11 protein-coding genes are annotated in these 12,825 nt (G+C 74.7%); 5 read left to right on the top strand and 6 right to left on the bottom strand.

Going from position 1 to position 12,825, the window contains the following annotated elements:
* Positions 1–89 precede the first annotated feature (89 nt).
* Complete coding sequence (locus tag OG556_RS30230; protein WP_371521691.1) at positions 90–1,493, bottom strand: amidase; 1,404 nt, start codon at positions 1,491–1,493, stop codon at positions 90–92.
* A 240-nt stretch (positions 1,494–1,733) separates the two neighbouring features.
* Between OG556_RS30230 and OG556_RS30225 the strand changes: the two genes are divergently transcribed.
* Positions 1,734–3,065: a cytochrome P450 gene (locus tag OG556_RS30225; RefSeq protein ID WP_371521689.1), complete on the top strand. Its 1,332-nt coding sequence runs from the start codon at positions 1,734–1,736 to the stop codon at positions 3,063–3,065.
* Between the two features lie 51 nt (positions 3,066–3,116).
* On the opposite strand, the gene OG556_RS30220 is transcribed toward OG556_RS30225, so the two are convergent.
* From OG556_RS30220 to OG556_RS30210, 3 genes are all read right to left on the bottom strand, one after another.
* Positions 3,117–3,572 (bottom strand): hypothetical protein, encoded by a 456-nt coding sequence (locus OG556_RS30220; RefSeq protein WP_371521687.1) that lies wholly within the window; start codon positions 3,570–3,572, stop codon positions 3,117–3,119.
* Between the two features lie 113 nt (positions 3,573–3,685).
* Positions 3,686–4,267 carry a DUF421 domain-containing protein gene (locus tag OG556_RS30215; RefSeq protein ID WP_371521685.1) on the bottom strand — a complete coding sequence of 194 codons (582 nt, stop codon included), beginning with the start codon at positions 4,265–4,267 and terminating at the stop codon, positions 3,686–3,688.
* Positions 4,268–4,376: 109 nt separating this feature from the next.
* Complete coding sequence (locus OG556_RS30210) at positions 4,377–5,186, bottom strand: LysR family substrate-binding domain-containing protein (protein ID WP_371521684.1); 810 nt, start codon at positions 5,184–5,186, stop codon at positions 4,377–4,379.
* Positions 5,187–5,244: 58 nt separating this feature from the next.
* Here OG556_RS30210 and OG556_RS30205 point away from each other — a divergent pair, with 58 nt between their 5' ends.
* The 4 genes from OG556_RS30205 (at position 5,245) to OG556_RS30190 (ending at position 9,626) form a co-directional block, all read left to right on the top strand.
* Positions 5,245–5,673 carry a DUF5997 family protein gene (locus OG556_RS30205; RefSeq protein ID WP_371521682.1) on the top strand — a complete coding sequence of 143 codons (429 nt, stop codon included), beginning with the start codon at positions 5,245–5,247 and terminating at the stop codon, positions 5,671–5,673.
* Between the two features lie 121 nt (positions 5,674–5,794).
* Positions 5,795–6,736 (top strand): SDR family oxidoreductase, encoded by a 942-nt coding sequence (locus tag OG556_RS30200; protein WP_371521680.1) that lies wholly within the window; start codon positions 5,795–5,797, stop codon positions 6,734–6,736.
* Between the two features lie 153 nt (positions 6,737–6,889).
* The gene (locus tag OG556_RS30195; RefSeq protein ID WP_371521678.1) at positions 6,890–8,590 is read left to right on the top strand and encodes a DUF885 family protein; all 1,701 of its coding nucleotides are present in this window, start codon (positions 6,890–6,892) and stop codon (positions 8,588–8,590) included.
* A gap of 274 nt (positions 8,591–8,864) precedes the next feature.
* Positions 8,865–9,626, top strand: a complete 762-nt coding sequence (locus OG556_RS30190; protein ID WP_371521676.1) for a hypothetical protein — start codon at positions 8,865–8,867, stop codon at positions 9,624–9,626.
* 76 nt (positions 9,627–9,702) lie between these two features.
* Here OG556_RS30190 and nadE read toward each other — a convergent pair whose 3' ends face one another.
* Together nadE and ftsH are read right to left on the bottom strand one after the other, a co-directional pair.
* Complete coding sequence (gene nadE / locus OG556_RS30185; protein WP_371521674.1) at positions 9,703–10,536, bottom strand: ammonia-dependent NAD(+) synthetase; 834 nt, start codon at positions 10,534–10,536, stop codon at positions 9,703–9,705.
* Between the two features lie 301 nt (positions 10,537–10,837).
* A complete protein-coding gene (gene ftsH / locus OG556_RS30180; RefSeq protein WP_371521673.1) occupies positions 10,838–12,754 on the bottom strand; it encodes an ATP-dependent zinc metalloprotease FtsH in 1,917 nt (638 codons plus the stop codon).
* Positions 12,755–12,825: the final 71 nt, after the last annotated feature.

Raw genomic sequence — 12,825 nt, 5'->3', positions numbered from 1 at the left:
CGCCTGGCGCTCGTCCCGCCGGAGGCCCGGCCCGTCCCCTCGAACGCCCGGCCCGTCCCGTCGAAGCCCGGGCCAGCCCCGCGGAGGGGTCAGTCCTGGATCCGGCGCCAGGGCCGGTCCGCCTCCAGTTCGAAGGCCAGCTCCAGCAGCAGCCGCTCCTGCCCGTGCGCGGCCGAGAGGTGCACGCCGATCGGCAGACCGCTCGGCGCGGCGCCGGTGGGCAGGGCGATGCCGGGGCCGCCGGTCACGTTGTTGACCGGGGTGAAGGCCACGTAGCGCTGGAGGCGCTCGATCAGCTCGTCGAAGGCCACGTTCGGGCTGAGGTGGCCGATCGGCGGGGCGGCGTGCGCGAGGACCGGCGAGAGGATCGCGTCGTGGGCGCGGAAGAGGCCCGCGTACGCGGCTTCGGCGGCGCGCAGCCGGCGCAGCACGGCCGGGGTGTGCAGGAACTCCCGCTGGTAGAGCCGGCGCAGCCCGGTGGTCAGGCCGTCGAGCCGGTTGATCCGGAAGCTGCGGTCCAGCACCAGCCGGCCGCTGACCGCGATGGCGAAGGCGATGTAGCCCCAGTAGAGGACGAAGTCGCGGGAGAACTCCTCGCCGAACGGCAGGGTGGTCTCCTCGACGTGGTGGCCCAGCGCCTCCAGTCGGGCGGCGGTCTGCTCGACGGCGGTGCGGGTGGGTCCGTCGGTGGTGGCGAGCGGCGAGTCCACGACCAGCCCGATCCGCAGCCGGCGCTGCCCCGGGCCTTCGACCAGGCCGAGCGGGGGCAGCGCGGGGTTGCGGTGGTGGCGCTCGGCGGCGGCGTAGAAGGCGGCGGTGTCGCGGACGGAGCGGGTGAGCACGCCGTCGGTGACGAGGTCGATCGGCAGCTTGCCGCCCTGGGCGTTGGTGACCAGGCGGCCCCGGGTGGGCTTGAGTCCGACCAGTCCGCAGCAGGCGGCCGGGATGCGGATCGATCCGCCGCCGTCGTTGGCGTGCGCGATCGGCACCACTCCGGCGGCGACCAGCGCGGCCGAGCCGCCGGAGGAGGCGCCGGCCGAGTGCGAGGGCTTCCACGGGTTGCGCACCGGCTGGGCGGTGGCGAACTCGGTGGAGGCGTTGAGGCCGAACTCGGGCAGCCTGGTCTTGCCGAGGACGGCGAGGCCGGTGGCGAGGAACTGGTCGGTGAAGCGGGAGTTGCGCCGGGCCGGGCGGGCCTGGAAGGCCTCGCTGCCCATGCCGGTCGGCAGGCCGCGCAGGTCGACGTTGTCCTTGAGGAAGGTGGGGACGCCGTACAGCGGGCCGTCGGTGCCGTCCGGGCCGAGCCGGGGCCGGTCGTAGGACGGGTGGGCGACGGGGGTGAGCGTCCGGTCGACCCGGGCGGCGCGGGCGGCGGCGGCCGCGGCCAGTTCGGCGGGGGCCACCTCGCCGGCGCGGACGAGGGCGGCCAGGGCCACGGCGTCGTGCGCGCCGAGGGCGTCGTCGGTGAACCCGTGGGCCCGCTCGTCGGTCATCCGAACTCCCCAATCCCTACTGACCGGTAGTCGCGCAAGAGTTCGCAGTGTAGGCGCGGGGCCGCGCCGAGGGATACCCCGCCCCCGGCTCCCGCCGCCGGACCCTGACGGCGCACGGGCGTTCGGCATGCGCCCCCATGTTCACCCCACCCGCCGGTCGGAGATCGTTTCGCCGACCGCCCCGGGGAAAGGCCGGATCACGAACCGATCCGGTCCACCTCCCACCCCAAGGTGACGCCCGTGCCCACCACATACACCTCGGCCACCGCCCCCGGTGCCCTCCCCCTGCTCGGCCACGCCCCCGCCTTCGTCCGCCGGCCGCTGGAGTTCGTCGCCGGCCTGCCCGCCCACGGCGACCTCGTCCGACTACGGCTCGGCCCGCTCGACGCGTACGTCGCCTGCCACCCCGATCTGGTCCGCCAACTGCTCACCGAGGACCGCACCTACGACAAGGGCGGGCTCGTCCTCGACAAGGCCCGCGAGGTCTTCGGCGACGGCCTGGCCACCTGCCCGGCCGCCGCGCACCGGCGCCAACGCCGCATGCTGCAACCCGCGTTCCACCGCGACCGGCTGCCCGGCTACGCCGCGATGATGGCCGAGGAGATCGTCGGCACCACCGCCTCCTGGAGCGACGGCGACGTGGTCGACGTCCCCGCCACGATGTACCGCCTCACCACCGCGGTGACCGCCCGCTGCCTGTTCGCCGCCCACGAGCGGGCCGGCGCGCTGCCCGTCCACGACAGCATGGACGTCATCACCCGCGGCGTCGGCCGGCGCGTCATGATGCCGCTGCCCGGCACCGACCGCATCCCCACCCCGGGCAACCGCCGCTTCCGCCGCGCCCGGCAGGACCTCAAGGAGGTCACCCGGCGGCTGATCGCCGACTACCGCGCCGCCGGCACCGACCACAACGACCTGCTGTCCATGCTGCTCAGCGCCCGCGACGAGGAAGGGCGGGGGCTCACCGACGCCGAGATCCACGACCAGGTGGTCACCTTCCTGCTCGCCGGCATGGAGACCACCGCCGCCACCCTCTCCTGGGCCTGGACCCTGCTCGCCGCCCACCCGGCCATCCGCGACCGCCTGCACGCCGAGCTGGACACCGTGCTCGACGGCCGCCCCGCCCGCCACGAGGACCTGCCCGCCCTGCCGCTCACCGCCCGCGTCGTCACCGAGACGCTGCGGCTCTACCCGCCGGTGTGGATCCTCAGCCGCGTCGCCGCCGCCGACGCCGAACTCGGCGGCCACCGCGTCCCGGCCGGCGCGACCATCCTGTTCAGCCCGTACCTGCTGCACCGCCGCGCCGACGTCTTCGCCTGCCCCGCCCGCTTCGACCCCGACCGCTGGCTCACCAACACCCGCCCCTCCCCCGGCACCTACGCCCCCTTCGGCCTCGGCGCCCGCCGCTGCATCGGCGACGTGTTCGGCACCACCGAGGCCGCCCTCGCCATCGCCACCATCGCGGCCCGCTGGACCGTCACCCCCACCCCCGGACGCCCGGTCCGCCCGACCCGCAGCTCCTCGCTGTCCCCCCGCCCCTTCACGGCCACCCTCGCCCGTCGGCCGTGGTGACCGGGGCTCCCGCCCCGCACGGCGCGGACGGGAGCCATGCCTGACGGAACGTCACGTGCGCGGCGGGCGGGGGATGCCCTGCCAGCGGTAGAGCGTGGACTCCCACGTGTAGGTGTAGGCGAAGGTGACGTCGAAGCTGGTGGTCCGCTCCAGGTGCGGCTGCCCGGGGGTCTCCGGGTCGAGCCAGGTGGTCGCACCGTAGACGGACGCCCGCGGGTACACGCAGATCGTCCAGCGGAACCAGCCCGAGGAGAGCTGGACGTCCTGGGACGGCACGTTGCCGCCCGGCGTGCTGAAGCTCCAGGCGTACGTGCCGGCGTCCAGGAACAGCCGCCGCTCGACGCACTGCTGCGCCGGCGTCACCGGGGCCGGCAGCGGCACCAACTGCCCGTAGCCCTGGAGGAATTCACGTTCGGTCGCGGCGGATGCCGTACCGGCCGTCGGCCCGGCCACCAGGGCGAGCAGGACGGCCGTCAGGGCCGGGATCCAGGAGAGTCTGCGCAGCATGCGTTCCTCCGGCCGGACGGCGGTCCGGCGAGTGTGGACGGAAGTGGTCTACGCCAATACTGCCGGGCCGGACGCGGCCGTTCCCATCCCAGACCTCTGGGATGGCCGCCGGGTCAGTCCTCGCCGCGCCGCTCGGCCGCCAGGGTGGTGAGCAGCCGCTCGATGGCCTCCAGCCGTCGGTGCAGGTCCTCGACGTCGCCGCGGGTGGCGCTCTGCTCGGTGGGCTTGAGGGTGATCACCAGCTGGCCGTCGGGCTCCAGCCGCCCGACCGCGACGTCGCGGATGGTGTCGCCGTTCTGGACGCGGACGGCGTGCTCGATCTCGGACGCGCGAAGCGCCAGCCCGCGCAGCGCGCCCGGGACGAGCTTGCCGTCGCGCACCACGGTGGTCGGGGTGCCCTCCAACAGCCGGGCGGCACGCGGGTCGTGGGCCAGCCAGCGGGTGACGGCGGCGTTCACCGCGATCAGGGTGACCGCGCCGATGGCGCCGCCGAGCAGGCTGTTGTCATTGCCGATGATCGCGTTCTGCACCACGTTGGACAGCAGGAAGATGACCACCATGTCGAAGGTGTTCAGGCCCGCCAGCCCGCGCTTCCCCGCGATCCGGAACAGGATCAGGATCAGCGCGTAGACCGCGATCGTGCGGAGGATCTTCTCCACGATCGAAATCTGAACGATCATCAGGTCGTGCCACATGGCCCCGCTCCTTCAACCCCTCGGCCGGACGGGGCGGGCAGCGCCCGGGGACCGACGGTACGCGCCCCGCCGGTCCCCGGCCACCACCCGGACGAACCCGGGGTTCCGACTAGGAACGGCGCTTCGGCTTGCCGCGCTTGGCGGCGGCCGCACCCCGGCCGCCCGCCGCGGGCTTCGGCCGGCCCTTCTGCTGGCCGCCCTTGTGCTGACCCGCCTTCTGCTGGCCGGACTTCTGCTGGCCGCCCTTCTGCGGCTGGGACTTGCGCGCCGCCGCGGCCTTCTGGGGCTCGGCCGCCGGCTGGGCGCCGCGCCCGCGCGAGCTGTTGACCGTGCGCCCCCGGACGATGCCGATGAACTCCTCGATCAGGTCCGTCGTGCGGTCCTCCAGCCAGGCGAGTGCCACCTGGGACTGCGGCGCCTCGACGACCGGCCGGAAGGTGAGGTCCCTGCGGTGGTGCAGCCGGGCCAGCGACTGCGGCACCAGCAGCACGCCGACGTTGGCCGCGACCAGCTCGACGGCGTCGGCGGTGCTCGCCGGGCGCTCGATCGCCGGGCGTCCGGGCAGCCCGCCCGGCCAGCCGAGGGTGTCGTCGAGCGGGTGGAACACCACCTCCTCCGCGAGGTCGCCGAGCGCGACCTCCTCGGCGGCCGCGAGCCAGTGGTCCTTGGGGAAGACCACGACGGTGGTCTCGGCGTAGAGCGGGATCGCGCTGAGCACGCCCCGGTCGACGGGCAGCCGGACGAGCCCGGCGTCCGCGGTGCCCTCGCGCAGGGTCGCCTCGCCGTCCCCGGCCGGGACGGCGAGGAGGTCGAGCGGCACGTCCGGGAGCCGCTCGGACCACACCCGGACCCATTTGCCGGGGGTCACGCCCGGGACGTACGCGAGCCGGAAGGACGGGTTCACCTGCATGTCTGTCACAGGGCAAGGCTACCGACCGTGACCGGGAGCGCCCGCGCACTCCCTTACCCTTGTCACCATGACATCGCTCAAGCAGAAGACCAGCCAGACCATGAAGCCGGCCACCGCCGCCAAGAAGCTGGGGATCTACCTCGACGCGGCGCCGACCGGCTTCCAGGAGGGTGTGGTCTCCCGCGAGGAGCTCAACGCGCTTCAGGCCGACCCGCCGCAGTGGCTCCAGGAGCTGCGCCAGAACGGCCCGCACCCCCGCCCGGTGGTCGCCGCCAAGCTCGGCGTCTCCATCGCCGGCCTGGCCCGCGGCGGCGTGACCGAGGCGCTCACCACCGAGCAGATCGAGGCCCTCAAGGCCGAGAACCCGCTCTGGCTGCAGCACGAGCGCGCCAACCAGGTGGACGTCCGCAAGGAGGCCGTCCGGATCAAGGAGAAGCAGGAGAAGGACGCCGCGGCGCTCGCCGCCAAGGCTGCCAAGGCCGCCAAGGCCGGCTGACCCGCGCGCTCCGGCCGCCGGCCGGGCCCGATTGTCAGACCCCTGCGCAAGGCTGGTGCCGACGTCCGTTCCACGGGCGTCGGCACAGTCGTCGGCGGACATGCGGGCAGGGAGCTTGCGGATGGCACAGACAGCAGAGGCAGCAGGGGCAGCGGGGGCGCTGGACGGTCGGATCGCCCTGGTCGCGGGGGCGACCAGGGGAGCCGGCCGGGGCATCGCGGTGGAGCTGGGCGCCGCCGGGGCGACGGTGTACGTCACCGGGCGCAGCACCCGCGAGAAGCGCTCGGAGTACGACCGGCCGGAGACCATCGAGGACACCGCCGACCTGGTCACCGCGGCCGGCGGCCGGGGCATCGCGGTGCCGACCGACCACCTGGTCCCGTCCCAGGTGGCCGCCCTGGTGCAGCGGATCGACGCCGAGCAGGGCCGGCTGGACGTCCTGGTGAACGACATCTGGGGCGGCGAGAACCTGTTCGGCTGGAACGTCCCGGTCTGGGAGCACGACCTGGACGACGGCCTGCGGCTGCTCCGCCTCGCGGTGGAGACGCACGCCGTCACCAGCCACCACGCCCTCCCGCTGCTGCTGCGCAGCCCGGGCGGCCTGGTCGTCGAGATGACCGACGGCACCACCGAGTACAACCGCGAGACCTACCGCAACTCGTTCTTCTACGACCTCGCCAAGGCCTCCGTGCTGCGGATGGCCTTCGCGCTCGGCCACGAGCTGGGCCCGCGCGGCGCCACCGCCCTGGCGCTCACCCCCGGCTGGATGCGCTCGGAGATCATGCTGGGCCACTTCGGCGTGACCGAGGAGAACTGGCGCGACGCCGTGGCCCGGGAGCCGCACTTCGGCATCTCCGAGAGCCCGTACTTCGTCGGCCGGGCGGTCGCCGCCCTCGCCGCCGACCCCGAGGTCTCCCGCTGGAACGGCGGGTCGGTGTCCAGCGGGCAGCTGGCCCAGGAGTACGGCTTCACCGACCGCGACGGCAGCCGGCCGGACTGCTGGCGCTACCTGGTCGAGGTGCAGGACGCGGGCAAGCCGGCCGCGCCGGAGGGCTACCGCTGACGGGGCGTCGGCGGCGGCGCCACCGCGCGCCGGGGAGAACCCCTTTCCCCGCGCCGCGTATTGACCGCGCCGCCGCCGACTCCGAATAATCGGCGCCACCGGGGCGCCCAGGCAACCCTCGTCACTCTGACCACACCGGACCGGGGAGCGCGCATGACCGACCGACCGCACCACGACGAACCCGCCGCGCTCGCCGCCCCCACCGCACTCGCCGCCCTGGCCGAGGAGTACTTCGCCGCCGAGAACGCCCACGCCCCGTTCGACGCGACGCTGAGCGGGGTCGAGGGCTACGCCCACGAGGTGCCCGACCCGTCCCGCGCGGCCGCACTGCGCCACCGGGACGCGCTGGCGGGCTTCGGGGCGCGACTGGCCGCGATCCCGGAGGACGCGCTGGCCGGCGAGGACCTGGTCACCCACCGCGTGCTCGCGCGGCTGATCGACAACGGCACCGGCCGGATCACCCACGGGCTGGGCGACTTCGGCATCTCGGCGACCATCACCGCGCCGCAGAACGAGGCCTTCACCTCGCTCGCCATGACCTCCGTCGACCAGGAGGGCGCCGACGCGTACCTGGAGCGGCTGGCCGGCCTGCCGGGCTACTTCGACGCCGCCCTGCAGCTCCACCTGGACGCCGCCGCCGAGGGCCGCACGCCGCTGCGCAGCGGCGTCGACGCCGCCCTCGACCAGCTCGACGCCTACCTGGTCACCGGCCCGGACGACGACCAGCTGCTGCGCGCGCTGCACGGCCGGCCGGAGTTCGACCGGGGCCGGGTGATCGTCCTCGACGGCGTGCGCCCGGCCGTGGCCCGCTACCGGGCCGGCCTGGCCCAGCGGCTGGCCGCGGACGCCCGGCCGGACGACCGGGCCGGGGTCTGCCACGTGCCCGGCGGCACCGAGGGCTACGCCGACGCCGTCACGCGCTACACCCGGCCCGGGCTCACCCCGGAGGAGGTCCACCGGATCGGCCTGGACACCCTCGCGGGGCTGCGCGAGGAGTTCGCCGAGCTGGGCGGCAAGGTGCTCGGCATCACCGGCCCCGACGCCGTGCTGGCCGCGCTGCGGGAGGACCGCGCGCTGCGCTTCGGCAGCGCCGAGGAGATCATCGCCCTGGTCGACGACGCGCTGGAGCGCGCCCGCCGCGCCTCGGCCGACTACTTCCGGGCCTACCCGATCGCCGACTGCGTGACCCGGGAGATCGACCCGATCGAGGCGGAGACCGGGCCGCTGGCCTACTACCAGCCGCCGGGCCCGGGCGGCCTGCCCGGCACCCACTGGATCAACACGCTGCGCCCGCAGACCAGGTTCAGGTACGAGTACGAGGCGATCGCCTTCCACGAGAGCGTGCCCGGGCACCACCTGCAGATCGCCGTCGCCCAGACGCTGCACCACCTGCCGGAGTTCCGGCGCCGGCCGAGCGGCCAGCTGACCGCCCACGTCGAGGGCTGGGGCCTGTACACCGAGCGGCTCGCGGACGAGATGGGGCTGTACAGCTCGGACCTCTCCCGTTTCGGCATGCTGTCGCTCGACGCGCTGCGGGCCGTACGCCTGGTCGTGGACACCGGGCTGCACCACTACGGCTGGTCCCGGGAGCGGGCGATCGCCTTCATGCGGGACAACACGGCCACCACCGAGGCCAACGTCCGCAACGAGATCGACCGCTACCTCGCCTGGCCGGGCCAGGCGACGGCGTACCTGATCGGCCGCCGGGAGATCGTCCGGCACCGCGAGCGCGCGCAGGCCGCGCTGGGTGCCCGGTTCGACATCCGGGAGTTCCACCACCAGCTGATCGGGCACGGCAGCCTGCCGCTGGGAGTGCTGGACACGCTGGTCACGGACTGGATCGCGGCGCAGTAGGGCCCGCCGACGCGGTGGGGCCCGCCGCTGCGGGGCCGGGTTCAGCCCCGCAGCGGCACCGCGGTCAGAAGCCGACCACCCGGCCGCCTCGGCTGCCCGGGCGCACGGCCCGGGGGCGGTACTGGTCGACGATTCCGCACGCCCTGGGCGGTCCTCCCGCGCCCGGACGTGCCGTCACCCCTTCGGCCCCTCCAGGCGGTAGTGTCCGCTGGCGCGGCAACCGGCAGGTCCGTCGGCCCGCCCCGCGCCCCACCGCCCCGATCTGGAGGAACCCGTGCCGGCTCCCGCCCGTGCCGCCCTGGCCATAGCCGTGGCCGCCCTGCTCGCCGCAGCCTCAGGCTGCTCGTCCGGCGGCGGCCACACCGCCCGGCCGGCCGGACACGGCCCGGCCTCTTCCTCAGCCGACGCCCCGCCCGCAGCCGACGCCGCTGCCGCTGCCGCTGCCGCTGCCGCCGGAGCGCCGCCCGCCCCGGCGGCGATCGTCACCGGCGCCGGCCCGAAGAGCTCCTACGACGTCCAGCCGCAGCCCGCGCCGGGCAGTTGCACGTACCGCTACACCGCGGACAAGCAGCCGCTGCCCGACCCGAAGTGCACCCCGGGCGCGATCAGCCCGGCGGTCAACCAGGGCAACATCAACGACACCATCTGCAAGCCGGGCGGCTACACCTCGACGATCCGCCCGCCGGCGAACATCACCGGCAAGGAGAAGGCCGAGAACGCCAAGTCCTACGGCTACACCGGCCCGATGGGCGACGCCGAGTACGACCACCTGATCAGCCTGCAACTCGGCGGCGACCCCAACGACCCGCGCAACCTGTGGGTGCAGCCGCCCTCCCCCGGCCATGTCCCGGGCAAGGGCCCCAACAACCCCAAGGACTCGGTGGAGACGCACCTGCACACCGCGATCTGCAAGGGCCAGGCCACCCTCGCCGCCGCCCAGCAGGCCATCGCCACCGACTGGACCACCGCCGAGGCCAAGCTCGGCATCAAGTCCGGCGGCTCGCCCACCCCGGCCGCCGACACCGACGGGGACTGACCGCCCCGGGGCCCGTCCCGGCGACGTCGGCGGGGGCTGCCGACGGCGGCGTCCCCGCCCGGCCCGACGACGCGCCCTACGCCGGGGTGGCGGGCGGGCGGCGCTTGTGCTCGGTGCGGCGGTAGTGGCCGAGGACGGTGCGGAAGACCTCCTCGCTCACCGGCCGCTCCTCCAGGAAGTCGTCCAGGGCCTCGTAGGGGACGCCGAGGGCGTCCTCGTCGGGGCGGCCGGGGGCGAGGTTCTCCAGGTCGGCGGTCGGGACCTTGTGGACGAGGTCCGCCGGAGCCCCCAGGGCCTCGGCCAGCGAACGGACCTGACGCTTCGTCAGTCCGTCCAGGGGCATCACGTCGGCGGCGCCGTCACCGTACTTGGTGAAGAAGCCGACGGCCGCCTCGGCGGCGTGGTCGGTGCCGACGACCAGGCCGCCGGTGGCGCCCGCGACCGCGTACTGGGCCACCATCCGCTGGCGGGCCTTGACGTTGCCGCGGACGAAGTCCTCGTGGGCGCGGTCGGCGAAGGTGAGGCCGGCGGACGTCAGTGTGTCGAGGGCGGCGTCGGTCGCGGGCCTGATGTCGACGGTCAGGGTCCGGTCCGGCCGGATGAAGTCGAGTGCGCGGCGAGCGTCCGCCTCGTCCGCCTGGGTGCCGTAGGGCAGCCGCATGGCGCAGAACTCGGCCTGGTGTCCGGCGGCGCGCAACCGGTCGACGGCGAGCTGGCAGAGCCGCCCGGCGGTGGTGGAGTCGACGCCGCCGCTGATGCCGAGCACCAGCGTGCGGGCGCCGGCCGCCCGGAGCTGGTCGACGAGGAAGTCGACCCGGCGCTTCGCCTCCTGCTCGGGGCTGGGCACGAGGGCCACCCGCAGGGTGCGGGCGATCTCCCGCTGGAGGTCGGCGGACAGGGGTTCGGTCATATCGACTCCCGGGTGAAGGTGACACGGTGGGTGCCCGCCCTGGACGCTACCAGCGGGTTCGACGCGTTCGACGAGGTGGTGGCGGTGCTGCGGCAGACCGGGGCCAGGGGCTCGCTTTCGGATCACGTCGGATCAGCGCGCGGCGTCGGGGTGCGTGCATCGCAAGGCGGAGGAGGGAGTCCATGCGGTGGGGGCACCTCCCGGCCGGAGGCTGGGGGCCATCGGCGACCGACGACAACGCGGCGAGGTGCGTGCTCCGGCGTCGCGCGCCCGGCGTGATCCGAAAGAGAGCCCCTAGCGCCTACACGGGGTGCCGCAGGATGTCGAGGACGACGGCGCCGTCGACGGTCTCCTGGGCGACCAGCAGGGCGGCCAGTTCGTCGAGGTGGTGGCGGTGTTCGCGGAGCAGGTCGACGGCGCGGCGTTCGGCGCGGCGCAGCAGGCGGGCCACCGCCTCGTCGACGGCGCGCTGGGTCTGCTCGGAGTACGGGCGGCGGAACAGGTCCTCGGGGCCGTCGCCGAGGTAGTTCGGGGAGCCGCTGGAGTAGCCGACCGGGCCGAGTTCCGGGGAGAGGCCGAATTCGCGGACCATCCGGGTGGCGACGCCGGTGGCGTGGGCGAGGTCGTTGGCGGCGCCGGTGGAGCCCTCGCCGAAGACCACCAGCTCGGCCGCCCGCCCGCCGAGCTGGACGGTGATCAGGTCGGTGAGGTAGCCCTCGGTGTACAGGTGGCGTTCCGCTTCGGGGAGTTGTTCGGTCGCGCCGAGGGCGACGCCGGCCGGGAGGATGGTCACCTTGGCGACGGGGTCGGCGTGTTCGCAGAGCGCGGCGGTCAGGGCGTGCCCGGACTCGTGGACGGCGACGGCGTGGCGCTCCTCGGGCAGCAGCGCGTTGGAGGAGTCCCGGCGGCCGAGCAGGACGCGGTCGCGGGCGGCGTCGAGGTCGTCGGCGGTGAGGGTGGCGCGGTCGGCGCGGACGGCGTTGATGGCGGCCTCGTTGACCAGGTTGGCGAGGTCGGCACCGGAGAAGCCGGGTGTGCCGCGGGCGATGCGGTTCAGGTCGGCGTCGGGGGCGAGGGTCTTGCCGCGGACGTGGACGGCGAGGATCGCGGCCCGTTCCGCCTGGTTGGGCAGCGGGACGGTGACCTGGCGGTCGAACCGGCCGGGGCGCAGCAGGGCCGGGTCGAGCGCGTCCGGGCGGTTGGTGGCGGCGATGACGACGATGCCGGTGGTCGGGTCGAAGCCGTCCATCTCGGAGAGCAGCTGGTTGAGGGTCTGTTCGCGCTCGTCGTTGCCGCCGAGCCGGGTGCCGCCCGCGCGGCGGCCGCCGACGGCGTCGATCTCGTCGATGAAGATGATGGACGGCGCGCGTTTGCGGGCATCGTCGAAGAGGTCGCGGACGCGGGAGGCACCGACGCCGACGAACATCTCGACGAAGCCGGAGCCGGTCACGGAGAGGAAGGGCACCTCGGCCTCGCCGGCGACGGCCCGGGCGAGCAGGGTCTTTCCGGTGCCGGGCGGGCCGACCATGATCACCCCGCGCGGGCCCTTGGCGCCGGCGGCGGCGTAGCGTTCGGGGCTGCGCAGGAAGTCGACCACCTCGCTGACCTCCTGCTTGACGCCCTCGTACCCGGCGACGTCGGCGAAGCGGGTGGCGGGCCGCTCGGCCTCGATGATCTTGGCGCGGGAGCGGCCGATGGCGCTCAGGCCGCCGCCGAGCGAGCGGGCGGCCATCCGGCCGGACCACAGGAACAGCCCGCCGAAGAGCAGCAGCGGCAGGAACAGCAGCAGCGTGGACCAGATCGAGCTGCCGCCGCTGCGGCTGGCGGTGATGTCGACGTGCTGGCCGGCCAGCTCGCCGCTGAGCTGGGAGGTGTCCAGGGCGGTCGGGATCTGGCTGGTGAAGTGCGTGCCGTCCTTGAGGGTGCCGGTGACCCCGCCGGTGTCGGTGATGTCCACGGTCTGCACCTGGCCGGCGCCGACCCGGTTGAGGAAGTCGGTGTAGCCGTAGTTGGCGCCGGTCGAGCCGGAGCGCGAGAACAGGATGAGCAGCAGCAGGGTCACCAGGACGGCGACGGGCAGCAGCCAGCGGCGCATCGCGGGCGGGGGCGGCTTGGGCGGCGGCGGGCCGCCGGGGGTGCGGGGCCGCTGGGGGCCCCCGCCCGGGGGCGGCGGGGTCGCGGGGTGGCGGGCGGCGCGCAGCCGGATTCGGGTGATCATCCACGCTCACCGCCTCTCCGCCGCCGGGCCTTCCTCTCCATGGTGGGGCGAGAAGGGCCCGGACGGGAGGT

Origin of the sequence: Kitasatospora sp. NBC_01300 (assembly GCF_041435235.1) — a bacterium.
GTDB lineage: Bacteria > Actinomycetota > Actinomycetes > Streptomycetales > Streptomycetaceae > Kitasatospora.
Note: the sequence above shows the minus strand (reverse complement) of the source record. Positions and strands in the feature narration are given on the sequence as shown.